Origin of the sequence: Anaerofustis sp. NSJ-163 (assembly GCF_024135845.1) — a bacterium.
In the GTDB taxonomy this organism is placed as follows: domain Bacteria; phylum Bacillota; class Clostridia; order Eubacteriales; family Anaerofustaceae; genus Anaerofustis; species Anaerofustis butyriciformans.
Map to the genome: position 1 here is coordinate 68,116 of NZ_JAMYJV010000004.1, position 26,459 is coordinate 94,574.

General features: G+C 28.8%; 28 protein-coding genes and 1 tRNA gene. 6 read left to right on the forward strand and 23 right to left on the reverse strand.

Features of this window, described 5'->3' with window-relative positions; genetic code table 11:
- Positions 1-37: 37 nt before the first annotated feature.
- The 7 genes from rplA to M6G78_RS06625 all read right to left on the reverse strand — a co-directional run bounded on the left by rplA (position 38) and on the right by M6G78_RS06625 (position 4,627).
- Positions 38-727, reverse strand: a complete 690-nt coding sequence (rplA, locus tag M6G78_RS06595; protein WP_138269423.1) for a 50S ribosomal protein L1 — start codon at positions 725-727, stop codon at positions 38-40.
- A gap of 80 nt (positions 728-807) precedes the next feature.
- On the reverse strand, positions 808-1,233 hold the full coding sequence (gene rplK / locus M6G78_RS06600) for a 50S ribosomal protein L11 (RefSeq protein ID WP_138269422.1): 426 nt from the start codon (positions 1,231-1,233) through the stop codon (positions 808-810).
- Positions 1,234-1,259: 26 nt separating this feature from the next.
- Positions 1,260-1,811: a transcription termination/antitermination protein NusG gene (gene nusG, locus M6G78_RS06605; protein ID WP_138269421.1), complete on the reverse strand. Its 552-nt coding sequence runs from the start codon at positions 1,809-1,811 to the stop codon at positions 1,260-1,262.
- A 12-nt stretch (positions 1,812-1,823) separates the two neighbouring features.
- A complete protein-coding gene (secE, locus tag M6G78_RS06610) occupies positions 1,824-2,063 on the reverse strand; it encodes a preprotein translocase subunit SecE (RefSeq protein WP_253229955.1) in 240 nt (79 codons plus the stop codon).
- Between the two features lie 11 nt (positions 2,064-2,074).
- Positions 2,075-2,224: a 50S ribosomal protein L33 gene (rpmG, locus tag M6G78_RS06615; RefSeq protein WP_007049596.1), complete on the reverse strand. Its 150-nt coding sequence runs from the start codon at positions 2,222-2,224 to the stop codon at positions 2,075-2,077.
- A gap of 269 nt (positions 2,225-2,493) precedes the next feature.
- Entirely contained in the window at positions 2,494-3,378 is an 885-nt protein-coding gene (locus M6G78_RS06620) for a cation diffusion facilitator family transporter (RefSeq protein ID WP_253229956.1), read from the reverse strand.
- Between the two features lie 202 nt (positions 3,379-3,580).
- A complete protein-coding gene (locus tag M6G78_RS06625) occupies positions 3,581-4,627 on the reverse strand; it encodes an alcohol dehydrogenase catalytic domain-containing protein (RefSeq protein WP_253229957.1) in 1,047 nt (348 codons plus the stop codon).
- Positions 4,628-4,795: 168 nt separating this feature from the next.
- Between M6G78_RS06625 and M6G78_RS06630 the strand changes: the two genes are divergently transcribed.
- Positions 4,796-5,389 (forward strand): SIS domain-containing protein, encoded by a 594-nt coding sequence (locus tag M6G78_RS06630; protein ID WP_253229958.1) that lies wholly within the window; start codon positions 4,796-4,798, stop codon positions 5,387-5,389.
- A 24-nt stretch (positions 5,390-5,413) separates the two neighbouring features.
- Here M6G78_RS06630 and gatB read toward each other — a convergent pair whose 3' ends face one another.
- The 10 genes from gatB to hydE form a co-directional block, all read right to left on the reverse strand.
- Entirely contained in the window at positions 5,414-6,844 is a 1,431-nt protein-coding gene (gene gatB, locus M6G78_RS06635; RefSeq protein ID WP_253229959.1) for an Asp-tRNA(Asn)/Glu-tRNA(Gln) amidotransferase subunit GatB, read from the reverse strand.
- Positions 6,845-6,854: 10 nt separating this feature from the next.
- Entirely contained in the window at positions 6,855-8,315 is a 1,461-nt protein-coding gene (gatA, locus tag M6G78_RS06640) for an Asp-tRNA(Asn)/Glu-tRNA(Gln) amidotransferase subunit GatA (protein ID WP_138269415.1), read from the reverse strand.
- 171 nt (positions 8,316-8,486) lie between these two features.
- A complete protein-coding gene (locus M6G78_RS06645; RefSeq protein WP_138269414.1) occupies positions 8,487-9,089 on the reverse strand; it encodes a hypothetical protein in 603 nt (200 codons plus the stop codon).
- Positions 9,090-9,263: 174 nt separating this feature from the next.
- A complete protein-coding gene (locus tag M6G78_RS06650) occupies positions 9,264-9,683 on the reverse strand; it encodes a hypothetical protein (protein WP_253229960.1) in 420 nt (139 codons plus the stop codon).
- Between the two features lie 70 nt (positions 9,684-9,753).
- Positions 9,754-10,233, reverse strand: a complete 480-nt coding sequence (locus M6G78_RS06655; RefSeq protein ID WP_138269547.1) for a hypothetical protein — start codon at positions 10,231-10,233, stop codon at positions 9,754-9,756.
- 18 nt (positions 10,234-10,251) lie between these two features.
- Complete coding sequence (gene glyA / locus M6G78_RS06660; protein WP_253229961.1) at positions 10,252-11,499, reverse strand: serine hydroxymethyltransferase; 1,248 nt, start codon at positions 11,497-11,499, stop codon at positions 10,252-10,254.
- 214 nt (positions 11,500-11,713) lie between these two features.
- On the reverse strand, positions 11,714-12,904 hold the full coding sequence (locus M6G78_RS06665) for a Xaa-Pro peptidase family protein (protein WP_253229962.1): 1,191 nt from the start codon (positions 12,902-12,904) through the stop codon (positions 11,714-11,716).
- 148 nt (positions 12,905-13,052) lie between these two features.
- Positions 13,053-14,237, reverse strand: coding sequence for a [FeFe] hydrogenase H-cluster maturation GTPase HydF (gene hydF / locus M6G78_RS06670; protein ID WP_138269550.1), 1,185 nt, complete (start codon positions 14,235-14,237; stop codon positions 13,053-13,055).
- A gap of 8 nt (positions 14,238-14,245) precedes the next feature.
- Positions 14,246-15,673, reverse strand: a complete 1,428-nt coding sequence (hydG, locus tag M6G78_RS06675) for a [FeFe] hydrogenase H-cluster radical SAM maturase HydG (RefSeq protein WP_138269551.1) — start codon at positions 15,671-15,673, stop codon at positions 14,246-14,248.
- Positions 15,674-15,746: 73 nt separating this feature from the next.
- Positions 15,747-16,793, reverse strand: coding sequence for a [FeFe] hydrogenase H-cluster radical SAM maturase HydE (gene hydE / locus M6G78_RS06680; RefSeq protein ID WP_138269552.1), 1,047 nt, complete (start codon positions 16,791-16,793; stop codon positions 15,747-15,749).
- A gap of 242 nt (positions 16,794-17,035) precedes the next feature.
- Here hydE and M6G78_RS06685 point away from each other — a divergent pair, with 242 nt between their 5' ends.
- Positions 17,036-17,524 carry a prolyl-tRNA synthetase associated domain-containing protein gene (locus tag M6G78_RS06685; protein ID WP_138269553.1) on the forward strand — a complete coding sequence of 163 codons (489 nt, stop codon included), beginning with the start codon at positions 17,036-17,038 and terminating at the stop codon, positions 17,522-17,524.
- Between the two features lie 26 nt (positions 17,525-17,550).
- On the opposite strand, the gene M6G78_RS06690 is transcribed toward M6G78_RS06685, so the two are convergent.
- Positions 17,551-17,886, reverse strand: a complete 336-nt coding sequence (locus tag M6G78_RS06690; RefSeq protein ID WP_138269554.1) for a hypothetical protein — start codon at positions 17,884-17,886, stop codon at positions 17,551-17,553.
- Positions 17,887-18,038: 152 nt separating this feature from the next.
- Here M6G78_RS06690 and deoC point away from each other — a divergent pair, with 152 nt between their 5' ends.
- The gene (gene deoC / locus M6G78_RS06695; protein ID WP_138269555.1) at positions 18,039-18,731 is read left to right on the forward strand and encodes a deoxyribose-phosphate aldolase; all 693 of its coding nucleotides are present in this window, start codon (positions 18,039-18,041) and stop codon (positions 18,729-18,731) included.
- Positions 18,732-18,910: 179 nt separating this feature from the next.
- Here the strand turns inward: deoC and M6G78_RS06700 are convergent, their stop codons facing one another.
- The gene (locus M6G78_RS06700) at positions 18,911-20,242 is read right to left on the reverse strand and encodes a RuBisCO large subunit C-terminal-like domain-containing protein (RefSeq protein ID WP_138269556.1); all 1,332 of its coding nucleotides are present in this window, start codon (positions 20,240-20,242) and stop codon (positions 18,911-18,913) included.
- A gap of 187 nt (positions 20,243-20,429) precedes the next feature.
- Between M6G78_RS06700 and M6G78_RS06705 the strand changes: the two genes are divergently transcribed.
- The gene (locus M6G78_RS06705; protein ID WP_138269557.1) at positions 20,430-21,401 is read left to right on the forward strand and encodes a sugar-binding transcriptional regulator; all 972 of its coding nucleotides are present in this window, start codon (positions 20,430-20,432) and stop codon (positions 21,399-21,401) included.
- A 23-nt stretch (positions 21,402-21,424) separates the two neighbouring features.
- On the opposite strand, the gene M6G78_RS06710 is transcribed toward M6G78_RS06705, so the two are convergent.
- A complete protein-coding gene (locus tag M6G78_RS06710; RefSeq protein ID WP_138269558.1) occupies positions 21,425-22,270 on the reverse strand; it encodes a patatin-like phospholipase family protein in 846 nt (281 codons plus the stop codon).
- Between the two features lie 102 nt (positions 22,271-22,372).
- Here M6G78_RS06710 and M6G78_RS06715 point away from each other — a divergent pair.
- Positions 22,373-22,448: transfer RNA gene (locus M6G78_RS06715), tRNA-Thr, on the forward strand.
- 181 nt (positions 22,449-22,629) lie between these two features.
- Positions 22,630-23,157 carry an SGNH/GDSL hydrolase family protein gene (locus tag M6G78_RS06720; protein ID WP_253229963.1) on the forward strand — a complete coding sequence of 176 codons (528 nt, stop codon included), beginning with the start codon at positions 22,630-22,632 and terminating at the stop codon, positions 23,155-23,157.
- A 10-nt stretch (positions 23,158-23,167) separates the two neighbouring features.
- On the opposite strand, the gene M6G78_RS06725 is transcribed toward M6G78_RS06720, so the two are convergent.
- The 3 genes from M6G78_RS06725 to M6G78_RS06735 form a co-directional block, all read right to left on the reverse strand.
- Positions 23,168-24,061, reverse strand: a complete 894-nt coding sequence (locus M6G78_RS06725) for a YihY/virulence factor BrkB family protein (protein WP_253229964.1) — start codon at positions 24,059-24,061, stop codon at positions 23,168-23,170.
- Between the two features lie 64 nt (positions 24,062-24,125).
- On the reverse strand, positions 24,126-24,887 hold the full coding sequence (locus M6G78_RS06730) for a hypothetical protein (RefSeq protein ID WP_253229965.1): 762 nt from the start codon (positions 24,885-24,887) through the stop codon (positions 24,126-24,128).
- An 84-nt stretch (positions 24,888-24,971) separates the two neighbouring features.
- Entirely contained in the window at positions 24,972-26,336 is a 1,365-nt protein-coding gene (locus M6G78_RS06735) for an MATE family efflux transporter (protein WP_253229966.1), read from the reverse strand.
- Between the last annotated feature and the right edge of the window lie 123 nt (positions 26,337-26,459).

Sequence of the window (26,459 nt, forward strand, 5' to 3'; positions counted from 1 at the left end):
ATATTCAATTTTTAGCTAATATATTATACTATATTAATTAGAATTTTGCAACAGAAAGTTTTACTCCAGGAGACATTGTGCTTGATAAAGTAACACTTCTGAAATATTGTCCTTTTGCTGCAGCAGGTTTTGCTTTCTTGATAGCATCGATTAAAACATTGAAGTTTTCTTCGATTTGTTCTTCACCAAAGCTTGCTTTACCAATAGCAACGTGAATAATGTTTGATTTATCAAGTCTGTATTCAACTTTACCTGCTTTGATTTCATTTACAGCTTTATCAACATCAAATGTAACAGTTCCAGATTTTGGGTTAGGCATTAAACCTTTAGGTCCAAGAACTCTACCTAATCTACCAACAACACCCATCATATCAGGTGTAGCTACAACTGCATCAAATTCGAACCAGCCTTCTTTTTGAATTTTGTCCAAATATTCTTCTGCTCCAACATAATCAGCACCAGCAGCTTTAGCAGCTTCAGCTTTTTCACCTTTAGCAAATACTAAAACTCTAACTGTTTTTCCTGTTCCGTGAGGAAGAACAATAGCACCACGAACTTGTTGGTCAGCATGTCTTGAGTCAACACCAAGTTTAACATGAAGTTCAATTGTTTCATCAAATTTAGCTGTTGCCATTTTTTTAACTAATGCTACAGCTTCATTTACATCATATAATTTACCTTGTTCAATCATTTCTTTTTTTGCAAGATAATTTTTACCTTTTTTCATTAATATATATCCTCCTGTGTGGTTACAATTTAAATACTTATTTACCTCTCCCACATATATACGAGATAAATAACCAGTTATTATTCTTCTACAGTAATACCCATACTTCTTGCTGTACCTTCGATCATGCTCATAGCAGTATCGATATTAGCAGCATTTAAGTCAGGCATTTTCATTTCAGCAATTTCTTTAATTTGATCTTTAGTAATTTTACCTACTTTGTTTTTGTTAGGTTCTCCACTACCTTTTTGTAGGTTGATAGCTCTTTTAATTAATACTGGAGCTGGTGGAGTTTTTGTAATAAATGTATATGAACGGTCTTGATATACACTGATTACAACCGGAATTATAAGACCGGCTTGTGATTCTGTTTTTGCGTTAAATGCTTTACAAAAGTCCATGATATTTACACCATGTTGACCAAGTGCAGGACCAACTGGTGGTGCTGGTGTAGCTTTTCCAGCAGGAATTTGTAATTTTATCATTCCAACAATTTTCTTTGCCATTTTTTATTCTCCTACTTTTCTTTCAATTAAAATTTTCTTACTTGTTCAAAATCCAATTCAACAGGTGTTTCTCTGCCAAACATAGATATATTAACTTTTAATTTTGCTTTATCGATATTTACTTCTTCGATAATACCGGTATAATTTTCAAAAGGTCCGGATAAAACTTCAATTTCATCTCCAACCTTAAGGTCTGTCGTCACTGTTTCTTTTTCAATTATGCCAAGATTTCTAAGTTCTTCTTCCGTTAAAGGTACTGGTTTTGACGCTGGCCCAACAAATCCTGTTACACCTCTGGTATTTCTTACGATATACCAAGCATCATCAGTCATGTACATTTTTACCAAAACATATCCGGGAAATACTTTCTTTTCAACAACTTTTCTTTCTCCGTTTTTTGTTTCTTCAACTTTATGCATAGGCACTACAACTTCTTCAATAACATCAGACATATTCCTACGAATAACTGCAGCTTCAATATTTTCTTTAACCTTGTTTTCGTATCCTGAATAAGTATGTGCTACATACCAAAGTGCTTTAGTGCTATCACTTTCAATTTGTTTAACATTTTCACTCATAATTTTTACCTACTACAAAAGACCTCTTAATAATCCTAAAACAGTATCTAAACCCCAAATAAATATTGTAAGTATTCCGCAAATAACAATTACAACAATTGTTTGCTTTATAAGTTCATCTTTAGTTGGCCATGTAACTTTTTTTAGTTCTACACTAACCCCTCTAAAAAATTCAGAGATACCTTTTATCCATCTTAAAAGAAAAAATTCTTTTTTCTTTGTGGCTTTAGCATTTTTTTTACTTTTTGCCATAACCATACTCCTTATTTTGTTTCCTTATGATTAGTATGTTTCTTGCAAAATCTACAATACTTTTTAAGTTCTAATCTTTCTTTTGGATTGTCTTTATTTTTCATTGTATTATAGTTTCTTTGTTTACACTCTTCGCATGCAAGTGTTACTTTTACTCTCATTATTTACAACCTCCGCTGTATTACTTGGTGAAGAATTATATCTACAGGACTAAATATAAAACTTCGATGCAAATCACTCTCTATAATGGAGTCCACATCATTATTAAGAACAAATTTGCAACATTAAAAAAAGGCTTTTTTGCCTTTAGCAATCATAAGTATACCATAATAAGAAGAAAAATCAAGAGAAATAAAGGTTTTTTTTACTTTTTTTATACATAAATGAACAAAAAACTTTTGTAATTAAAAAATTACAAAAGTTAAAAATTTTAATTTATAAAAATAGGATCAACATGCACCATACAATGCTTTACTCCCTCAAATTCTTTTTCAATTGCTTCATGAACATTCATTGCTATTGCATGCCCGTCATATACTGATAACTTTCCGTCTACATAAATTATAATATCAACATATTTTTTACTTCCGAAAAGTCTCGTTTTTATATCCTTTATTGAATAAACCCCATCAATATTTTTTATAACTTCAACCATATCCTTAACAGTATCTTCATCACAAGACTTATCTACCACTTTATCTACACAATCCTTACCTATTTCATAAGCAGCTTGAAAAATCATTAAACAAATTAAAATACATGCAATAGGGTCAAGTATTGTAAACCCTAACCTTGCTCCCAAAATACCGACAAAACTACCTATTGAGGATAAAGCATCAGACCTATGATGCCAAGCATCTGCTTTAAGTGCAGTAGAGCCTGTTTTTTCTCCTGCTCGCATTGTAACTCTAAACATCATTTCTTTTACAACCACAGATAAAACTGCTATATATAAAGCTATGCTTGAAGGAACGGCTATTGTACTGTGATTAATAATTTTTATTATTCCGTCATACCCAATACCAAAACCTATGACTGCTAGAAATGCCGATAAATACATCCCAACCACACATTCTATTCTTTCGTGTCCATATCTATGTTCAGTGTCTGATTCTTTACTTGAGGCATTTATCCCAATCATAACAGCAACAGTACTAAACACATCAGAAAGAGAGTGTATACCGTCAGAAATAAGGGCAGATGATTTCCCAAAGAATCCAACTGCAACCTTGATTATAGATAAAAATATATTTACTATCATACTCCAAAGAGATACCTTCATTGCAAGTTGCTTATCCGTTAAATTGTTTTTCATGATGATAACCTCCAAATAAAAAATATATCCATGAAACCCACAGATATATCAAACTGTTGCATAAAGCCCGGCACTAAACCTGTTAAATTGGATATTAATTTATTAGTCGAATTTTACTACATATTTTATTATATGTCAATATTACTTTTTTTGTAATAAAAAAAGATTGTCCGAAAACAATCTTTTTTATTTTTAATTAATTTTATTCATTAAAAGGTTTCAAAACTACTTTTATTGCTTCCCCTGTTTTAATTGCTTTAATACCTTCTTTAATATCTTTTAAAGGCATAATATGAGTTACAAATTGTGTAGCATCAATTTTCTTATTAACGATTAATTCAACAGCTTTTGCAAATACTTCTGGAGCATAAGCAAATCCGCCTACTACATTAAGTTCTTTATAATGAATTAAGTTACTGTCGAAAAGAACTTTACAATTATCTTTTGGAAGACCTCCAAATAGAACTACAGTACCTCTTGGTTTAACAAGATGAGTTGCTTGTTCTTGAGCAGATCCAACAGGGCATGCAACGATAACAACATCAGCTCCGTGACCGTCTGTTTCTCTCATTACGCAATCTTCCAAAGTTTCTTTATTTGGATTATTAAATACATCCGTAGTTTTAAATCTATGAGCCATTTCAAGTCTTGATTCATTTGGTTCAGAAATAATTACTTTTCTTGCTCCTCTTGCTTTTGCAATAGCACTATGTAGATTTCCAAGAGGACCGGCACCCATAATTACAACATCGTCCCCTTCTTTTACTCTTGCAAATTCTTGTACAGAATAAACACTTGATGTTGTTTCTGCAAGAGGAATTAAATCAACATTAAAATCACTAGGTATTTTAACTATTGTATCATCAGTACAACATTCTTCTGGTAAAGCTGTATATTGTGCATATCCTCCAGGTAAATTTGTACCAAGTGTTATTTTATTTTCACAATGATTTTTTAGTCCATGTGTACAGAAATAACAAGTACCACATAATCCAACAAGTGGATTTATAACAATTTTTTCACCAACAGGATAATTTTCATTATCACTTTCACAAATAACACCTGCTGCCTCATGTCCTAAAATATAAGGAGGTGTAACCGCAAAGTGTCCTGAACTAAAAGTTCTAACATCAGAACCACAAAGTCCTACTGCTTCAACTTTTATTAAAACTCCTCCTTTTGGACATTTCGGTGTTTCAACTTCTTCAAGTCCAAAATCTTCCGGACCTCTAAATACAACTGCTTTCATAATTAAAATCTCCTTTAAAAATTCGTAATGATGTATTTACAATTATATTATAAAACATTATTATCTTTTTTTCAATAATATATTTGAATATTTTTACTAAATAAAGCATAAAAAACCTTTTAAATAAATAAAGATAATGATAAAATAAAACATAAGGAGGTTATCTTTATGAATAATATAAATACAATAAAAGAATTATTAAAAAGAGAAGTCGATGCAGTTAACAATTTAGAAAAAAGTTTAAATTTTGAAATAGTTGAAAAAGCAAGTAATAAAATTGCAAATTGCAAAGGAAATATAATATTTGCAGGATGTGGATCTTCAAGCACCGCAGCTTTTAGAGCAGCAAATATATATAATTTTCTATATATTCCCTCCATCGCAATAAACGTAATGAATGGACTTCACGGAGAATATGGAGTAATAAGAGAGAATGATATATTTGTACCTATTTCCAAAAGCGGCAATACAAAAGAACTTATGCATTCCATTCCAATAGCTAAAAAACTTGGTGCCTACATAATAGCAATAACGGAAAACAAGGATTCTTATTTAGCTAAGAATTCAGATATTTGTATAATGTTTGATTCCTTAAAAGAACTGGATGACAAAGATATGGTTGCAACATCGTCAACTACCTGCACAAGCATAGTTCTTGATATAATTGGTGCAACCGTTATGAAAATAAATAATATAACAGATAAAGATTTTAAACTAATCCATCCTTACGGAGCCGTTGGAGAAATGCTAAAAGACAAATAAAAAAAGAGAGCAAAGCTCTCTTTTTTATAATCCTAAAATTTCATTAATTAATTGATTTACAATACCAGGATTAGCTTTTCCTTTTGTTTGTCTCATAACTTGACCAACCACAAAACCTGCAGCTTTTTTCTTTCCACCTTTCAAGTCTTCAACAACTTGAGGATTATCATTTAGAATTTTTTCTACGATAACTTTGATTTCTCCTGTATCGTTCATTTGTTTCAATCCTTTTTCTTCAACTATTACTTCAGCATCTTTACCGCTTTCAAACATTTCATTTAAAACTTTTTTAGCAGTAGATAAGTTTATATCTCCTTTATCAACAAGGTTTATAAGTTTAGCAAGATTTGCCGGAGTAAATTTAATATCAGAAAATTCTAGTTCATTGCTATTTAAGTATGCTGAAATATCTCCCATTAAGAAGTTGGCAACAGACTTGATGTTTTTAGTATCTTTTATTGCTTCTTCAAAGAAATTACTTATTTCACTTGAACCTGCTAAGAAGTTTGCATCATATTCACTTAAAGAATATTCTTCCATAAATCTTTCTTTCTTTGCTTGAGGAAGTTCAGGCATTTGAGCTTTATATTCTGCAATTTCTTCATCTGTTAAGATAATAGGAACTAAGTCAGGGTCAGGGAAATAACGATAATCATGAGCATCTTCTTTGCTTCTCATAGAGAATGATTTCCCTTTTTCATCATCCCATTTTCTTGTTTCTTGCACTATTTCTTCACCTTTTTCAACGGCTCTAACTTGTCTTTTATATTCATATTCTATAGCTCTTTTTAATGATCTAAAAGAGTTAAGATTTTTCATTTCTGTTCTTGTACCAAATTCACTTGAACCTTCCGGCATAACAGATAAGTTTACATCAAAACGAAGAGAACCTTCTTGCATTTTACAGTCAGAAACTCCTACAGTTAAAAGATTGTTTCTTACTGTTTCAGCAAATAATAACGCTTCTTCCGCCGTTCTGATATCAGGTTCTGTTACAATTTCAATTAAAGGAACCCCACATCTATTATTATCAAGCAATGTCTGATAATCTTCATGAATAAGTTTTCCGGCATCTTCTTCAATATGAATTCTTGTTATATTTATTCTTTTCTTTTCTCCGCTTTCCTTAGTTATATCAAGATATCCACCAAGACAAATCGGTTCATCATATTGAGATATTTGATATGCTTTTGGAAGGTCAGGATAAAAGTAATTTTTTCTATCTAATTTTGAAAAGTTTTGAATATTACAGTTTAAAGATAAACCTGCTTTTACAGCATATTCAACAACCTTTTTATTAAGTACGGGAAGAGTTCCAGGCATCCCCATACATCTTTCACATACATGAGCATTTTCTTCGGCACCAAATTCTGTTGGGCAAGAACAGAAAATTTTACTTTTTGTACCTAATTCACAATGAATTTCAAGCCCTATTACCATAGTATAATTTTTCATTTCTTACCTCCTATAAACTTGGTTTATTTTTATGAAAATCAGTTACTTGTTGATAATTATATCCGGCTTTTATAATATTACCTTCTCCAAATGCTCTTGATGCAATTTGAAGACCTATTGGCATACCATTTTTCGAAAATCCACATGGAATACTAGCAGCAGGTATTCCTGCAAGATTAGCAGTAACCGTAAATATATCATCAAGATACATCTTTGTTTGGTCAGTACTTTTTTCACCTATTTTAAATGCTTCGCTTGTTGTTGTAGGAGTAAGAACTATATCACATTGTTTAAACATTTCATCATATTGTTCTTTAATAATTCTTCTTACTTTTAAAGCCTTATTATAATACATATCATAATATCCGGCAGAAAGAGCATATGTTCCAAGAAGAATTCTCTTTTTAACTTCTTCGCCAAAGCCTTTTGTTCTTGAATTTATTATAATATCTTCAAGAGTCTCTCCTTCTTCTCTAACTCCGTATCTTATTCCGTCAAATCTAGAAAGATTTGACGATGCTTCAGAAGAAGAAATTAAATAATATACAGGTATTGCATAATCAAAACAGTCGAAAGAAATATCCACTATTTCTGCACCCATTTCTTTAAATGTTTCAATTGCATTTTTTATATTATCACAAACATCTTTATCAATTTTGTTTTCATCTAAAAGGCTATAATCAACGCCAACTTTCATACCTTTTATACCATCACTTAAGAAAGAAGTATAATCAGGAACATCAACTTTCATGCTTGTAGAATCATTTTCATCATATCCCGCAATTACATTAAGCACACTTGCTACATCTTTCATATCTTTACCAAAAGGTCCTATTTGATCAAGAGAAGAAGCAAAAGCAACAAGTCCATATCTTGAAACTCTACCATAAGTAGGTTTTAAACCTGTTACCCCACAAAAAGCAGCAGGCGTTCTTATTGACCCTCCTGTATCTGAACCAAGAGAAAAAGCAGCTTGTGATGCACTTACGCTAACAGCACTTGCGCCAGAAGATCCCCCCGGAACTCTTGATGTATCCCAAGGATTTTTTACTGTATGGTAAGCTGAGTTTTCATTTGATGAACCCATTGCAAATTCATCCATATCAACTTTACCAAGAAGTAATGCACCGCTGTTTTGAAGTTTTTTGTATACAGTAGCACTATAAGGAGGTACAAAATTTTCAAGCAACTTAGATGAACAAGTTGTTCTTACATCTTTTGTACACATATTATCTTTAAGGGCATAAGGTATACCATCAAGAAAACTTAAAGGTTCTCCCTTTAAAATTCTTTCTTCGCTTTTTTCTGCATCTTTTCTAGCAACTTCAAAAGTTTTTGTCAAAAAAGCATTTAATTTATCATCAGTATCTTCTATTCTTTGTATATAACTATCAAGAACTTCCTTTACACTGACTTCTTTTTTATCTAGCATATCTCTTAATTGATATACGGTTTTTTCATATAAAGCCATGTTTATTCCTCCATGTTTTATTTATACATTTTTCTTAATTTTTTAACAATTCCATTAATTGTTTTATTATACATTTTTTTCATGATTTTTGCAATGTAAATCCCTTACAAATAGCCATATAAAATAAAAAAAGAGGCATACATATGCCTCTTTTAACCTCTGTTATTTTATTTATTCATTATCTTCTTTAGATTCTTCTTCTTTTTCTTCGGTAGCTTCTTCATCTGTAGATTCGCTGTCTTCAGTTGATTCTTCATTATTTTCTACAACATCTTCTTTTTCTTCTACAACTTCATCTACAGTTTCTTCTTCCTCTACAACATCTTCTTTTGGCTCTTCTTGTTCTTGTGTAGATTCTTCTTGTTCTTCCATATCTTCTGAAACTTCGTCATTTTCTTTTTCTTCACTTGTTTCAGTTTCTTCAACATTTTCTTCTTCAACAACTGATTCATAAACTATATTTTCTTCACTGCTTTCATTATTTTCATCTTCATCAAAAACAACTTCAACAATATTATTTTCTAAAATTCTATATATGCCCAAAAGAATAAGACCTATACCACCTATAATGCATAATGGTTCAATTACAGATGGAAGGAACAATGCACTAAATAAATATTTTAATACTTCACCCATTTCAAATCCTTGTGAAGTATATGATGATAATGTTGATATAAAAGAATATAATCCCATAATTGCATCAAAAATTGCAACTATGATAAATATAACAGAGAAAATTTTAAAAATACTATTTTTGTTTTGTCTTTCCTTCATAAATAAACTCTCTTTCTATAATAATTTCATGAACATCAATATTGTACCAATATTTCATGTAGAAAAAAAGAGTAAATATAAAAAACACAAAACTTTCATAAATTATTCACCGCATATTATTAAAATTATTAAATTTTTTATATATAAAAAACATTTTATTTTTAAATATCTATATCAATCAATATCTATATATTTTTCTATTTTGTCTTTTATATTTTCTAAAGTATCTTCCATATAAGAAATTTGCTTTTCTTTTTTTGAATAAACATCTCTTGTTATCGCATCTTTATCATATAAAATTTCCAAATCATCATCGATTAAATCAAGTCTATCTTCTAAATCTTTTACATCATTTTCTAATGCAGAATATTCTTTTTTATCAATTACATCCAATTTATTTTTTAACTTTTTTATTTCATTCTTCAAAGTATCAATCTGATTTATATTTTCCATTCTTTCTATGTCATTATCACTTCTTATTAAAGTATCATTATTATTTACGTCATTATTGCTATTTGATACAGATGATGAACAACCAACAAATGAACTAATGAGAAAACAAATAAAAATTGAATAAAGTAATTTTTTTAACATATTTTCACCTCGTTAAATATTTTTAACCTAATATAATTTTTTATTCAAAAAAAAGAGAGGTTTCCCTCTCTTAATCATCTATTCCAAAAATCAGTTCAATTCTATCTTCGTAATTATCAAGTGTATCATCCAGCCTATCAAGTTTCTTTTCAAAATTCCTGTAATCACTTTGACTTAATGAACCATTTTCATACATCATTTCCAAATCATCATCATAAATATCAATTTTATTTTCAACTTCCTTTATTTTAGACGAAATACTTGAAAACTTTTCAATATCATCTTGTCTGCTGTCTCCTGCTTTTGCATTATTAACAACATCTTCCAATTCATTAACTTCTTTTTCATAAGAAGAAATAACTTTATTTATTTCATCTAAATCTGCACTTGATTTCGTATTTTCTGTTGTTTGATTATCTGTTGTAGAATTAGATGTTATACTTTGTGAATCTGGATTTTGCCCATCACCTAAATTTATATTTATACTACATCCTACAAATAATGCTAAAGAAACAGTTATTACTAAAACCAATAACCCCCTTTTTTTCATTCTACCCTCTCCTTATAATTAATAAAGTGGAAATCTGTCAGTTAAGTTTTTTACTCCTTCTCTGATATAATCAGCTTTATTGTCAAAATCAGTAGCTGCTAAATAAATAAATTCTGCAATTTCTTTCATTTCCTCTTCTTTAAATCCTCTTGAAGTAACGGCAGGAGTACCTATTCTAACACCACTCGTAACAAAAGGACTCTCTGGATCATTAGGAATTGTATTCTTATTAACAGTTATATAAACATCATCAAGTCTATTTTGAAGCTCTTTACCTGTTACTCCTACTTTTCTTAAATCAGCAAGCATTAAATGGTTATCTGTTCCTCCTGAAACCAAATCAATACCTCTTTTAATAAGTTCATCAGCTAAAACAGATGCATTTTTTACAACTTGTTTTGCATATTCTTTAAATTCAGGTTTCAAAGCCTCTCCAAAACAGATAGCTTTTGAAGCTATTACATGCATCAATGGACCACCTTGAGTACCTGGGAAAATTGCCTTATTTAGTTTTTTAATAAGCTCATCATCATTTGTTAAAATAACACCGCCTCTTGGACCTCTTAATGTTTTATGTGTAGTTGTTGTTACAACATGCGCATATTCTACAGGATTCATATGGCATCCCCCTGCAACAAGTCCTGCAATATGAGCCATATCCACAAATAAATAAGCTCCTACTTCATCAGCTATTTCTCTAAACAAATCAAATCTAATTTCTCTTGGGTAAGCACTTGCACCTGCAATAATCATTTTAGGTTTTACTTTTTTTGCAGTATCCCTTACTTCATCATAATCAATCATATGAGTTTTATCATTTACTCCATATGACACCATATTATAAAGAAGACCTGATTGATTAACAGGTGAACCATGAGTTAAATGCCCACCATTATCAAGACTCATACCCATAACTGTATCACCAACATTACATAAAGCTTGATAAACTGCCATGTTGGCTTGCGCTCCTGAATGAGGTTGAACATTTGCATATTTTGCCCCAAAAAGTTTACATACTCTTTCTATTGCAATTTCTTCTGTTTTATCTACACATTCACATCCTCCATAATATCTTTTACCGGGATATCCTTCTGCGTACTTATTTGTAAGAACGGTTCCCATTGCAGCCATAACTGCAGGAGAAACTACATTTTCAGAAGCAATAAGTTCTATATTTCTGCATTGTCTTTGATATTCTTCAAGAATACTTCTGCCTAATTCCTTATCATATTCCATTAAATTTTTTATGTTTTTTTCTACATTCATTAAATCCATCCTCCTAAAGTATGTCATTTTAATTTTACTAAATTTATTGAATTTTGCAAACACTTTTTAATTAATAATAATATACAAACGTTTCCTTTTGTTTTATAAATCTATATTTATAATTATTATTCGTTTAATAAAGTTTATATATTAAAATTTTATTTATATATAAGTTTATTTTTATATACATAAAAAACACTTTTTTAAAAGTGTTTTAAATTATATCTATTATATCTCTTGCACCACCCGTAATGCATTCTCCGCCTTCTTTAGAGACAATAAAAGTTTCTTCAACACCAACAATACCTCTATTATCAACACCACATTTTGGTTCAACAGCCAAAACCATATTTTCTTTTAAAGGTTCATTAAATCCATTTGCAATAACAGGATATCCGTCTAAAAACATTCCAACACCATGTCCTAAAAAAGATACTTTTCTATCTTTATATCCCATAAAGTTTTCTTTTAACTCACTTGAAATATTACTCATTATCTCAGTATAAATATCACTTGGCTTATTTCCCGGTTTTAAAAGAGAAGAAACTTTATTTAAAATTTCCATACATTCATGATGAAGTTCTCTTTCTTTATTTGTTACTTTACCTTTAAAATTATACACTTGAGTCTTATCAGTTTGATACCCCTCAAACATAGGAGAAGTATCTACAAAAACCAAATCTCCTTTTTTCAACTCATATTCACCGCCTACAATAGGAACAGCTGCATTTAATCCCCTCATTCCTCCCGGTCCATCATGATTTGTATTAACAAGGGCATTTTTACCAAAACTAAACTGTCCCAAAGCAACCTCATTATAAGGATCTTTAAATCTTACAACACCTTGTGAACCAAGTTTAATTTTTTCATTATATAATATTCCTTGAAATTCTTTTTCCTTTAGACCTTCTTTTAAAATATTAGGAACAACTTCGTTAAATGCTTTAGAATGAATTTGTCCACATTTTCTAATAAGATTAAGTTCATATTCACTTTTTACGCTTAATAATTTATCAAGAACTCTATCCACATCAAAAATATTATTCATATTTAAATATTTTTTTATTCTGTTTAATACAAGCATTGTCATTTGTGACATTTCTATATATACATCTGATAATTCATTACCAATATATTTTACAATATCCTTGTAAGATCTAATTTTATATACGTCATCAATAGTTGCTTCTGCTTTTGCTCTATCATAGTCTCTTCTAACAAACAAATATGGCTTTCTTGTTTTGTTATTAAAAATTAAAAGAGCATCCTGCATTGTACCGGTAAAGTAATATTGATGGATTCTATTTATAATAATAACATTATCCCATTTACCATTTTCATCCATCATATTTAAAAATTTTTCTATTCTATTTTTGCTTTCTTCTTTTGGAAGTAAATTATACATAATATACCTATCTTTCTATATTTTTTATTACCCAAATTTTTCTATATTATAACTTTAATATTTATTTAATGCAAACAATAAAATTAATATAAATATTTCTATTAACATAGTATAAAACAGTTAACAAAAAAGGACTTAAAAGTCCTTTTTATAATTTTATTGAAAGAGGTTCTACCGCCCTTTGTAAAATACCATTTAAGTATGCAAGAAGAATTCCATAATTTACGATTTCCAAACCTTGATTATTTGTATAGCTAATTCTATGTTTCATTTCTTTTTCATTTAACATACATCCACCACAATGAACTACCAAAGCATACTTATCAAGATTTTTTGGAAATTCTGTTCCGCTTGAAAATTCAAATTTTAAATCTTTATTTGTAAATTTCTTTAACAATTTAGGTATCTTCTCACTTCCGATATCTCCACATTGTCTATGATGAGTGCAACCTTCACTTATTAAAACAATATCGCCGTCTTTAAGCTCTTTTACTTTTCTTACTCCCTTTAATAATATATCAATTTCGCCTTTATATCTTGCAAATAATATAGAAAAAGAAGTAAGAGGAATATCTTTCGGAGTATCTAAATCTACTCTTTTAAATGCTTGTGAATCTGTAATAACAAGTTTAGGTTTTTCTTTCATTAAAGAAATAGTATCCTTTAACTCATCTTCTTTACACATTATAGCAACAGCACCTTTATCCAAAATATCTCTTATTGTTTGTTGTTGAGGAAGAATTAACCTTCCTTTTGGGGCTGCTTTATCAATAGGAATAACTAAAATTACTTTATCTGACGGATTGATTAAATCAGACACAATAACTTTTTCACTCTCTTTAGGAGCAATTTTACCTATTAATTCTTTTAACTCATTAATATTTTCTTTGGTTACAGTGCTTACATAAATATAATTTTCATCTTCTATTTTAGTTTCAATCAAATCAGATTTATTCATTACAACCAAATATGGAATATTTTTATCTTTTATCAAAGAAAGAATTTCTTCATCTTCACTGCTTAGTCCTAAAGAACTATCTACAATAAGAAGTGCTATATCTGTTTTGTTTAGCACTTGATATGCCTTTTCAATACGCTTCTTTCCTAGCATCCCTTCATCGTCAAGTCCAGGTGTATCAATTATTGTTACCGGACCTAATGGCAAAAGTTCCATTGATTTACTGACAGGATCCGTTGTTGTTCCTTTAACATCAGAAACTATTGCAAGTTCTTGACCTGTAATTGCATTTATTATACTGGATTTACCCGCATTCCTTCTTCCAAATATGCCTATATGAATTCTATTTGCCTTTGGAGTTTCGTTAAGTCCCATTTTCTCTCCTATACTCTAAAGTCTCTTTGTCCTTTTTTAATATTTTCCAAGTTTCTCTCAACAACTTCTCTCATTTTGTCACTTGGAATTTTTTTAATTTCTTTTTCAATCAATTTATAACCATCTTCTCTTGTCTTTTCACTTGCATAATCTTCTAAATATTCAGCAAGTGTCATAATTGCATTAGGTTGACAGCAATTTGCAATTTGTTTGCTTTTTACAAGTTGCATAAATCTATCCCCTGTTCTTCCTTCTCTGTAACAAGCAGTACAGAAACTTGGGATATAATCCATTCCTATAAGCCAATCTACAACTTCATCAAGAGGTCTATTATCACTAAGTTCAAATTGTGCTGAATTTTCTTCTTCAGGTTCATCATCTGCATAACCGCCTACACTTGTTTTACTTCCACCACTTATTTGAGAAATACCAAGATTCAATACTTTTTCCCTACATTCTTTACTTTCTCTTGTTGAAATAATCATTCCTGTATAAGGAACAGCAATTCTAAGACAAGCTACAATTTTAGCAAATACATCATCATCAATTCCATTATCAAAATCATCAGGGTCAATATCATCTGCTCTTCTAAGTCTTGGAACAGAAATAGTATGAGGTCCTACCCCTTTATATGCTTCAAGATGTTCTGCATGCATAAGTATACCCGCAAAATCATATCTGTATAAGTTAAGTCCGAATAAAACACCAATACCTACATCATCAATTCCTCCATCCATTGCCCTATCCATTGCTTCCGTATGATAAGCATAATTATGCTTTGGACCTGTAGGATGAAGTTGTTCATATGCTTCTTTGTTATATGTTTCTTGGAACAATATATATGTTCCTATTCCTGCTTCTTTTAATTTCCTATAGTTTTCAACGGTTGTTGCAGCAATATTTACGTTAACTCTTCTTATTGAACCGTTTTTATGTTTTATTGAATATATTGTTTTTATACTTTCAAGTATGTATTCGATAGGATTATTTACAGGGTCTTCACCTGATTCTATAGCAAGTCTTTTATGTCCTAAATCTTGAAGAGCTATAACTTCTCTTTTTATTTCTTCTTGTGTTAGTTTTTTTCTGCATATATGTTTATTCTTATAATGATAAGGACAATATGTACATCCATTTACACAGTAATTTGACAAATATAAAGGTGCAAAAGTAACAATTCTGTTACCATAAAATTCTTCTTTTATTTCCTTTGCAAGTTTAAATATTTCTTCATTTTTTTCTTCAATATCGCAATCAAGCAAAACAGTAGCTTCTCTATGACTAAGTCCTTTTTTCTTTCTTGCTTTTTCTAAAATTTCATCGATTAACTTTTCGTTATGTTTATTTTCATCAGCATATTTTAAAGTTTCCATAATTTCATTATCATTTATGAATTCTTCTGCTTTTGGTGACATAACATCATATTTTATACCCATAACATTTCTCCTTTTCATAAAATGTTTTATATCAATAATAATTTAACTACATAAATTATTTTAATAACTAAAATTAATTATCTAATAAGATACTATCTCCTCTGTCAACTACAACTGTGTATCCTATTTTATTCATGCTTTTTCTTAAATGTTCCAAACTTTCCGCAGCCTCATCACCTGTATTTGCCTTCCCATCATAAAGCATATATTTATTTCTTACTTCTTTTGGAGATAAATTTGGCATTACAACATTTGCTCCCGCTAAAACCCCTTTTTCTCTTCCTTTTTTATCTATTGTTGCAAGAGCCGTTGTAGCAGGAAGTAAAACATGAGGTAACATAAGCCTTATTATCCCAAGTAAATATAAAGTCATTTTGAAACTTCCGTTATTCTTATCTTTAAACGGTGTATCTTTATGAGCAATAAAAGGACCTATACCAACCATATGAGGATTAAGCTCTTTTAAAAACAATAAATCATCTGCCAAATTTTCACTGGTTTGATATGGAGAACCAACCATAATTCCGCTTCCAACTTGATAGCCTATTTCTTTTAAATCAAACAAACATTTTTTTCTGTTTTTTAACGACAAGCCACTTGGATGTAGTTTCATATAATGTTCTTTATTTGCAGTTTCATGTCTTAACAAATATCTGTCTGCTCCCGCATCAAAATACTTTTTATAACTTTCATAACTTTTTTCACCAATTGATAAAGTTATGGCGCAATCATTATATTTTTCTCTCAGTGCAGAAATAATTTCAACCATTCTTTCATCTGTAAAATATGGGTCTTCCCCACCTTGCAAAACAAATGTCCTAAATCCTAATTTATAGCCCTCTTTTGCGCAAAGAAGAATATCCTCTTTTGAAAGCCTGTAACGCATTGCATTCTTATTTGAACATCTTATTCCACAATAATAGCAATCATTTTTACAATAATTTGTAAATTCTATAAGACCTCTTATGTATATATCCTTTTTATAATATTCTTCTCTTCTTTTTCTTGAAAGTTCAAAAAGATATTTACTGTTTTCATCGTTCATATTATCAATCAAGAATATAAATTCATCTCTTGATAAAATTTTGTCATTATATAACTTATTTATTATATCTTTCAATAATACCTCCAATAAAAAATCCCATACCTAAAGCATGGGATTAAATACAAAATAAAACATATAAAAATATTTATTTTCTTTACCCTTAGAAAAACACTTTAGGTTTAGATATTATATAAAGCTTATCATCAGATTTATTCTTTTGACTTGCATAGTGATTATACCATTTTATATTTTTGATTACAACTTAAAATCTAACCATAAATATGGTAAAATAAGAAAAAAATAATAAGGAATAGAAAATGAATAAACAAGAAATATACGAATATTTGGATAAGTTAAACATTAAATATGAAAAATACGAACACAAAAGAGCTTATACAATAGATGAAATAAACGAACTTTCAATCCCAAATAAAGAAAAAATTGCAAAAAATCTTTTCTTAAGAGATGATAAAAAGCTTAATTATTATTTAGTTACACTTCCTCCAAATCAAAAAGCTGACTTAAAAAAATTAAGAAAGGAAATAGGAAGCAGAAGACTTAGTTTTGCAATGGGTAATGATGTAGAAGAAATTCTTAACGTATCTAAAGGAAGTGTTACGCCTCTTGCTGTTATAAATGATAAAGAAAATAAAGTAATATCTGTTTTTAGCAAAGATTTAAAAAATGAAACTATAGGTATTCATCCAATGGAAAATTCTGCAAGTATTTTTCTATCTTTTGAAGATATAATAAAAGCAATAGAAAAATATCAAAATAGAATTATAATATGTAATATTGAAGAATAAAAAAGAAGTACAAAAGTACTTCTTTTTTATTCTTCACTTTCATCTTTTTCTATAAATGTTATTTTTCCATCTTTTATTTCAGCTATATCTCTACCTTCAATTATATGTTCCAACCTTTTATCTTCTTTAATATTAATATTTAAAAGAGGAATTTCCATAATACTTTCAACATCATATTTTTTTCTTGCCAAATAAAAAAACAATTGACCAACAAAAAAACATATGAGAGCATAAAAAATTAAAATAAACAATAAAATAGGATGCGTATCATTAAATATTATATTTTTTAAAGCAAAAATTATTGAAATAAATATACCTGCCGCTTCAAATGAAAATCCAATTCCAAGAATTAAGCTTATCATACTCTCCTCCTTATATAAATGACATTATATCATAAAAAATGACAATACATATATTTTATACAAAAAAATAAAAAAAATACTTTACAAAAAGGTAATTACCTGTTATTATAAAATTACAAAAGATAATGATGTTTATTTCTCGGAGGTTTAAAATGAAAAAAGATTTTGATTTCACAAACATTAACAGAATGGTGGATGTAAGTACGGTTAGAACAGATATAGTAATGGACGAAGTTGATGAAATGATCGATACTGTTATAAAATACAATTGTATATGTGCATCTCCAATGCCATGGGTTACAAAATATACTATTGATAAATTAAAAGATTATCCTGATATCGTTACAACAGGGGTTGTAAGTTTCCCAAGCGGTGCTGCAACAACTGCAAATAAAATAATAGAAGCAAAAGAAAATATTAAAATGGGATGTCAAGAATTAGACATGGTAAGTAACGTAAGTGCTTTAAAATCAGGTAAATATGATTACTTTGTTGATGATATTAAAGCTGTTGTTGAAGCTGCTGACGGTGTTCCGGTAAAAGCAATCATCGAAATTTGTTACTTAACAGATGACGAAATAAAGAAAGCAAGTGAACTTGCAGTAAAAGCCGGAGTTACATATGTTAAAACAGGAACTGGTTGGGGACCAAAACCAACAACAGTTGATACAATAAAAATCATTAAAGAAACAATCGGTGATGATGCATTAATCAAAGCTGCAGGCGGAGTAAAAGATTTAGATACAGTAATAGAAATGATTGAAGCAGGCTGTAACAGATTTGGTCTTGGTGTTAGAACAGCAGGAACAATTTTAGAAGATGCTAAAAAAAGATTTAGTAAATAAATTATAATATTCCTTCTTAATAAAAAAGGGCATTCTATATGAGTGTCTTTTTTTAATCATCATTAAAATATTTAATACAAACATTATTATGTCAAATATTAAACAAACAAAAACACGAGAATAAAATTCTCGTGTTTTTTTATTTATTTAATAATGAATATTTTATATAAATATTTTCATTAACCCTTTAAGTCAAAGATACCATGTTTTTCTTCAACATATAAACCAAATGCATCAAGAGCTTTTTTAAGTTCTGGATATTGTTTTACAGTTTCTTCATCATCTAAGTGACCACCATTCATTACGATATCAATACCTTGTCTGAATGCTTTACCACCGGCAACTGATCCGTCTGGATGTCCGATAACAGCTCCACCGGCTGCGATTACTACATCTGTACCGAATTTTGTCATAACTTCTTCAATGTGACCTTGAGTTGTTCCACCGCCAGGCATTGGGAATGAACGTTTAATGTTATGAAGTGGTGCCAAATGAGTCATACAAATTTGTTGGAATTTATCTTCTATCATTGGGAATTTACCATAAGGACTAAGTACGATACCCATATCAAAACCAGCAAGTCTTGGAAGTTTAGCTTGAATTAATTCAGCTGATAAACCATAATCATGAGATACATATAATGAACCTGTTAGGTCAGGATGGAATAAGAATGGAACATCAAATTCCTTAATAATATCTCTACAAGCATCAAGACCTAAAGTCCAACAGTTAAGCATTAAACCGTTAGCGCCTGCTTTAATAGCTTTTTCAGCATTTCTCTTAGCTTGATCAGGTGTATCTGTAATATTAAATGTAAAGATTGTTTTTTCACCTTTTTCATCATCAGCTCTCTTTAAAGCATCCATTACAGCACTAACTCTGTCTTCGATTTTTGAGTATCCTGCATTTGCAATAAGTTCATCATCTTTGATTAAGTCAACACCGCCAAGAGCAACTTCATAAGCGATTTTTGCTGTTGTTTCAGGAGTAAGTCCACAGCAAGGTTTAATCATATTATTTACAAGTGGTCTTTCTTTTACTCCAAGTAATTCTCTAACACCTTCTACACCATATTTTGGTCCTTCAAATGATTCTAACCAGCATTTTGGGAATGATAAATCTAAAAGTTTAAGTTTACCACCACCTGAGATATTACCAACTGCAGCTGTAAGTAACATTGCGAATTGAACTGAGAAGTTTGCAATTGGGAAACCTATTTGAATAACCCATGCTCTTTCTTTAACATCATCAGGAATACACCAAGCATGATTTGGAACTTCATAAATACCACATACTCTGGCAACGTGTTCTCTTCTTACTTCAGGTGTTTCTTCCGGTACAGGTAACCATGTTCCTGTTGATTGTTCCACTGCTAAAGCAAAGGATTGTTTTAAAGCATTTGTTGTAGTCTTTCCTTGATAAGCATATGTAGCGATAATAAAGTTATCTCTATCTATGTTATCTGATAATTCGAACATTGTTGGATCGTAAGTCATTTTTACTTTTGACATAATTTTTTATCCTCCTAAATCTTTCTATGTCTATAGTATATTATTGCTTTTTAAATCTTTCAATACAGAAAATTTTTGCGTTAGAATGAAAATTTTTGCACTAACAATAATCATTTTATGTTTATCATTCTTGAATTATCTTATTTAATATTTATAATTATATTAGAACATAAAATAAGGAGAATATATGGATCCACAAATTTACAGACAATCTACATCTCTAATGATGAAAACTACATTTTTATATTATGAAAAAGGACTTTCACAAAGTAAAATATCAAAAAAACTTAATATATCAATTTCCACAGTATCCAGACTTTTAAATAATGCAAAAAAGGAAAAAATGGTTTCTTTTGTTGTAGATGAAAAAGTTTTAGAAGTCGCTGATTTGGAAGAAATTATAAGAGAAAAGTTTAATCTAAAAGACGTAATCATTGCAAGATGGATGGAAAAAAGATATGAACCTGAAAAAGATGATATAAAAAAACTTGTTGCTTTTGAAGGTGCTCAATACATTCAAAGAATAATAAAAGATAATGATATTTTAGGTATCACATTTGGAAGAACAATGTACCATATGATAAACTCTTTTAATCCATGTAAAAAAACTGACACTCAATTTGTTACATTACACGGAAGTTTAGATAAAATACATAGAGATTTTAACGTTGATACCCTAACAGAAAGAATGGCAATGTCTTTTGGAGGTAAAAACTACACAATAAAAGCACCGGGACACGCTAACACAGAATACGAAGCAAAAATGCTTATAAATAGAATGGATAATCATGAAGTATTTGAGAAATTTAAAAATGTAAATATTGTTGTATCTGGGGTAGGTTCTTTTTACCCTGACATGACATCGTATTTATGTAATGAAAACTATTTTTCACAAAAACAACTTGAAGAATTAAAAGAACAAAAAGTTTATGCTGATGTTGGTCTTCGCCTTATAAACGAACAAGGTGAAGAATGCAATACATCTCTAAAAAACAGAACAATAGGAATATCTTATGAAGATTTTAAAAATATTCCAACAAAAATTATTATTGTAAGCGGAGAACATAAAAAATATAGTGTTAAGGCCGCCGTTAAAGGTGGACTTGCCGATGTATTAATAATTGATTATGATTTAGCAAAAAGTTTAATTAATATTTAAAAAAGACTGTAAAACAGTCTTTTTTATTTAAACATTTTTACTATTTCATTCATATGTGCGTTTGCTTCCTTATATCCAAGTTCATAAACTTGTTTTATATAATTTTCATCCATTTTTAATTTTGTATCTTCCAAATAGGGATTTAGAATCAAATCAGATGCTTGGATACCAGGGATAAGACTTCTATCTGCCATAATATCAATAGTTGAAAAAATCATATCAAAATATTTTGTGCTGTCTGTCCCTATTTTGGAATATGCCTTTAAATTAATACTTAAAACTTTATCTGCACCTTTATCTTTTAAAATATCAGCCGGCATATTATTTAATACAAGTCCATCAACTAAATGATATTTGTTTGTAATTACTGGAGTAAAAACTCCCGGAATTGCACTGCTTGCCCTTATGGCTGTTGCAAGTCTTCCTTTATCCATAATAATAAGCTTTCCACTTTTTAAATCAACACTTACAGCATAAAAAGGAATTTTTGTTTCATTAAATAATTTATCCCCTGCAATCCCCATAAAAAATTTCTCTATATTTTCAGAATCAATGGCAGGGGAAAAATTTAAACCTTTAAATGAATTTAAGAATTCTTTTGGAGACGCAAAACTTAATTTACTTTTTAAACTTTTATAATTAATTATATCTCTTACTTCCATGCTCAAAGAGTAGTCAAGCATCTCATCAGCACTTACCCCAAGAGAATACAAAGCTCCTACTATGCTTCCAGCACTGTTTCCGCTTGCCATATCAAACTTTATTCCGTTTTCTTCCAATGCCTTAATTACACCTATATGAGCAAAACCTTTTACTCCTCCGCCGCTAAAACATATTCCTTTTTTTTTCTTTTTTATAAAGCTAAACATGACCAATTCACCTCTAACTATATTATACTAAATTATTTTTATTAGTAAATAAATCCCTTGACACTTAATAATAATTTAATTAAAATATAATATTATAAATGGGCTATTATAACTCAGTTGGTAGAGTAACTCATTCGTAATGAGTAGGTCGTCGGTTCGAGTCCGACTAATAGCTCCATTTTTTTTGGTCTTATATTACTCAAAATTTTTTATTAACTAATAAAGTCTATAAATTTCTATATAATCAATATTAATTTTCTTTTCTTTACATTTCAATCTTTTATATATTATACTATTTATATTATAAAACATTTATAACATAAAAATTTTTAATCATACTCAAAATTCAGGAGAAAAAAATGGATTTAATTTGTTTTGGAGACAGTTTAACAAATGGTGAAATAGGTTGTTCATATAGGAGTTATTTAGATAAAAATCACAAAACAATCAATAAAGGTATTGATGGTGATACAACAGAAGGAATGTATTTAAGATTAAAAAATTTCTTACAAAAAGATAATATATATGAATACTACATAATTTTTATAGGAATAAATGACGTTTTATTTTCTTTCAGTAATGAACAACAATTTACATCAATATACGAAAAAATAGTTAAATTACTAAAAGAAAATAATAAAAAAGTTATATTTATTTCACTTCCATTTGTAGAATTTTATAATTTTGATACTAAATCCATAATTAGCAGAAATAAAATCATAAATGCTTTATGTAAAAAATATAATTTTTTATTTATAAATATTTTTGATATACAATATAACGAATTTAAAAAAGAAAAAAAATTGACAATAGACGGAGTTCATTTTAATGAATATTCTGCAAAACTATTAGCTAAAGAATTAAATAAAATAATAAAAGACCTATAATATAGGTCTTTTATTTATTTAATATTAATTTAACATAATCTTTAAAAGTTTTTTTTCTACTTGGTTTAGTAAACCATCTTTTTAATATTTTTTTTACATTATATTTTTGAAGTATAACATTTATTTCACCGCCAAGAAATATAATATACATACAAAAATACAACCAAAGCATAAATAAAATAACAGCACTAAGAGAACCATATATAAGAGAATTTACGCCTACTCTTGTTATATATAAAGAATATAATAACGAAAAAACAATCCACCCCGCAGCAGAAAATACAGCTCCTGGAATTTCATTTCTTATTTTAAATTTTCTCTTTGGTAAAAAGCAAAACATTATTAAAAATATAATACTTAATAATAAAAGACCTCCAAAATAACTGTAATTAATATGAATTGAGCTAATAAAAAATAATTTACTTTCAAGAAATTTAACTATATTTATTCCAAATATCAATAAAATAATTATTGACAAAATAATTAAACCAAAACATATAGTATAAATTAAAGATACTCCTCTTATATGAATATAATTTCTGTCATCATCAGTCTTATATATCATATTAAGCCCTTTTGATATTGCATAAATCCCCTTTGATGCAGACCAAAGAAGAGTTATAAATGTTATAAATAAAACCGTTCCGGAATAATTTATATAAAGACCTTTAAATAAGTTTGTTATAAAACTTGATAGAGCTTGAGGAAATATATGAACAGATATACTTATAAGTTCTGATTGAGAGAAAGGCAAATATTGAACCAATAAAACAATAATCATTATCAAAGGAACAAAAGAAAACATCATAAAAAAGGCTGTCTGCGCAGCAAAAGTATAAATAAGATCATCACTTAATTTTTGTATAAAGCCTTTAATGTCTTTTATTACCTGATAAAGATTCATCTTATCCTCCTACTCATATTTTATACCATAAAAGGATATCTATAAACATCAAATAAATTTATTTTTATAATTTTGGATATAGTAAACCTTTTTTACCTTGTTTTTGTCTTTTAGACATATTATCTTTTGAATATAATTCAAAAAACATATCTTCATTTGTTTTGATTTCTTTTTCCATATTTTCAATTAAATATTCAGGTACATTCTTTATTTCTTTTTTTATTTTGTTTATTATTTCATTTATATTTTCTGAACAAGTAAATATATTATCATAATAATTTAAAATAATATCTTTTATTTCCTTGTAATCATACATTTTATCACTTCTGATAAGCTCTCTTAATAAAATATAACCTATTATTTCTATTCTTCTATCAACATATGCCTTTCTTGGCATATCTAAATTATAATAATTTATATTAAATCTATTAAATATAGGCTGTTCCCTCATTACAGAATAATACCAAAGCATGGAATTAAATATATATTTTTCTCTATCATTATCGAAATTACATACCTGTATATTCGTTAAAGAAGGAATAATATTAAATGGTTTTAATACATCATATGTAGCTTTTTTAGGTATATTCTTTTTTACTAACCTTCCAGCTAATTTTCTGTATGATTTATGTTTTACAAAAGAATTTTCTTTTTTCAAATTAAAGACAAGCAAATCATCACATTTTTTTACAATTTCAGTATACGTATTTATGAACATATCCATATTTCTTGTTGAAATAAAAAGATATACAATAATTAACGAAGGCACAACTGTGAAAATAAAACAATAAAATGCAATAAAAAACATATACATAATATCTAACATATCAATACACCTCATTTTATATCTATAAAAATATTGTATTATAAATATAAAAATTCTTCAATAAAAAAACTCCTCTATGGAGTTTTATACAACTTGTTTATTTTCCCATTTTGAACCTCTGTATCTTATTATAAAGAAAATAGATCTTACTACCCAATCAAGTATCATTGCAATCCAAACGCCAAAAACACCAAATCCCATATACTTACCCAAAATATAACTGAATATAATTCTGCATACCCACATTGATACAATAGAAACAATCATACAATATTTGACATCACCGGCAGCTCTTAATGCAGATGGGATATTAAAAGCAGTAGGCCAAATTATAATCGCACAACATCCATGTAAAATTAAAATTTTGCTTGCTTCCAATGCAGTTATATCAGATAAATTATATGCTTTAAGTATCAAAGGTAAAATTAAAAAAATAAATAATACCAATATAGCTACACAAACATAAGTTATCTTTAATAATTTTCTTGTATAATATCTTGCCTGTTTATATTCCCCTGCGCCAACACACCTTGAAATAACGGTAGTAATAGCAAGAGAAACAGCCATTCCTGATAAAATTTGGAATGAAGCAACTACATTTGCAACGGCATTGGCTGCTATTGCATATGTGCCAAATGTAGATACCAAACTTAAAACTATTATTTTACCAAGTTGAAACATACTGTTTTCAAGCCCGTTTGGAACACCTATGTATAAAATACTTTTTATCATATCAAATCGTGGTTTATATTTAAAACTTCTTTTTATATATAAAGTATTATTTTTATTTAAAAGAAGAACAACAATAACCACAGCTGCAACAATTCTTGAAACCAAAGTTGGTATTGCGACACCGGCAGTACCAAAATGAAAAATATAAATAAGTATTGCATTACCGCATACATTAATCAAATTCATTAACATAGAAACTTTCATAGAAACTTTGGAATTACCCATTGAACGAAATATAGCCGCTCCTGCATTATATAATGCAATAAAAGGAATTGAAGCACTTACGATAAGCAAATATGTATTTGCATGTCCCATAACTTCTGCATCAATACTGCCAAATACTTTAGTTAAAATAAACTGTTTCAATATATACATAAAAATCATAATAAATACAGCCAATATAGTTATAAACCAGACAAGCTGTGTTGATGATTCACATGCGTTTTCTCTATCTCTTTTACCCAAATACTGTCCGCATACAACAGCTCCTCCAGTTGCAAGAGCAGCAAAAATATTTATCAAAAGAATCATTACACTGTCAACTAAAGAAACTCCTGATACGGCGGCTTCTCCTACACTGGCTATCATAATCGAGTCTGCCATACCTACCAAAATAGCCAAAAATTGCTCTACAATAAGAGGAACAATTAAAATCATCAATGCTTTATTTGAAAATAAAAAATCCTTTGTGTCAATCTTTTTTGTGCTAAATATCATATTAAAACCCCTATGCAAATATAATGAAAATATTAATGAAAAAATTTATAAAATATTTGTAAAATTTTGTAACCTATTATACAACTATAATACAAAATAATAAACCCTTTTTATATTTTTTAT

Bases quoted from the DNA above. Each gene is read 5' to 3' on its own strand.
- M6G78_RS06735 (WP_253229966.1), bottom strand. From the start codon at position 26,336: ATGATATTTAGCACAAAAAAGATTGACACAAAGGATTTTTTATTTTCA.
- M6G78_RS06710 (WP_138269558.1), bottom strand. From the start codon at position 22,270: ATGTTTAGCTTTATAAAAAAGAAAAAAAAAGGAATATGTTTTAGCGGC.
- rplA (WP_138269423.1), bottom strand. From the start codon at position 727: ATGAAAAAAGGTAAAAATTATCTTGCAAAAAAAGAAATGATTGAACAA.
- hydF (WP_138269550.1), bottom strand. From the start codon at position 14,237: ATGGGACTTAACGAAACTCCAAAGGCAAATAGAATTCATATAGGCATA.
- M6G78_RS06685 (WP_138269553.1), top strand. From the start codon at position 17,036: ATGAATAAACAAGAAATATACGAATATTTGGATAAGTTAAACATTAAA.
- M6G78_RS06705 (WP_138269557.1), top strand. From the start codon at position 20,430: ATGGATCCACAAATTTACAGACAATCTACATCTCTAATGATGAAAACT.
- rplK (WP_138269422.1), bottom strand. From the start codon at position 1,233: ATGGCAAAGAAAATTGTTGGAATGATAAAATTACAAATTCCTGCTGGA.
- M6G78_RS06655 (WP_138269547.1), bottom strand. From the start codon at position 10,233: ATGAAAAAAAGGGGGTTATTGGTTTTAGTAATAACTGTTTCTTTAGCA.
- glyA (WP_253229961.1), bottom strand. From the start codon at position 11,499: ATGAATGTAGAAAAAAACATAAAAAATTTAATGGAATATGATAAGGAA.
- secE (WP_253229955.1), bottom strand. From the start codon at position 2,063: ATGGCAAAAAGTAAAAAAAATGCTAAAGCCACAAAGAAAAAAGAATTT.
- M6G78_RS06620 (WP_253229956.1), bottom strand. From the start codon at position 3,378: ATGAAAAACAATTTAACGGATAAGCAACTTGCAATGAAGGTATCTCTT.
- nusG (WP_138269421.1), bottom strand. From the start codon at position 1,811: ATGAGTGAAAATGTTAAACAAATTGAAAGTGATAGCACTAAAGCACTT.
- M6G78_RS06625 (WP_253229957.1), bottom strand. From the start codon at position 4,627: ATGAAAGCAGTTGTATTTAGAGGTCCGGAAGATTTTGGACTTGAAGAA.
- M6G78_RS06690 (WP_138269554.1), bottom strand. From the start codon at position 17,886: ATGATAAGCTTAATTCTTGGAATTGGATTTTCATTTGAAGCGGCAGGT.
- M6G78_RS06720 (WP_253229963.1), top strand. From the start codon at position 22,630: ATGGATTTAATTTGTTTTGGAGACAGTTTAACAAATGGTGAAATAGGT.
- deoC (WP_138269555.1), top strand. From the start codon at position 18,039: ATGAAAAAAGATTTTGATTTCACAAACATTAACAGAATGGTGGATGTA.
- gatB (WP_253229959.1), bottom strand. From the start codon at position 6,844: ATGAAAAATTATACTATGGTAATAGGGCTTGAAATTCATTGTGAATTA.
- hydG (WP_138269551.1), bottom strand. From the start codon at position 15,673: ATGGGTATAAAATATGATGTTATGTCACCAAAAGCAGAAGAATTCATA.
- M6G78_RS06665 (WP_253229962.1), bottom strand. From the start codon at position 12,904: ATGTATAATTTACTTCCAAAAGAAGAAAGCAAAAATAGAATAGAAAAA.
- M6G78_RS06725 (WP_253229964.1), bottom strand. From the start codon at position 24,061: ATGAATCTTTATCAGGTAATAAAAGACATTAAAGGCTTTATACAAAAA.
- rpmG (WP_007049596.1), bottom strand. From the start codon at position 2,224: ATGAGAGTAAAAGTAACACTTGCATGCGAAGAGTGTAAACAAAGAAAC.
- gatA (WP_138269415.1), bottom strand. From the start codon at position 8,315: ATGGCTTTATATGAAAAAACCGTATATCAATTAAGAGATATGCTAGAT.
- M6G78_RS06630 (WP_253229958.1), top strand. From the start codon at position 4,796: ATGAATAATATAAATACAATAAAAGAATTATTAAAAAGAGAAGTCGAT.
- M6G78_RS06700 (WP_138269556.1), bottom strand. From the start codon at position 20,242: ATGTCAAAAGTAAAAATGACTTACGATCCAACAATGTTCGAATTATCA.
- M6G78_RS06650 (WP_253229960.1), bottom strand. From the start codon at position 9,683: ATGTTAAAAAAATTACTTTATTCAATTTTTATTTGTTTTCTCATTAGT.
- M6G78_RS06730 (WP_253229965.1), bottom strand. From the start codon at position 24,887: ATGTTAGATATTATGTATATGTTTTTTATTGCATTTTATTGTTTTATT.
- M6G78_RS06645 (WP_138269414.1), bottom strand. From the start codon at position 9,089: ATGAAGGAAAGACAAAACAAAAATAGTATTTTTAAAATTTTCTCTGTT.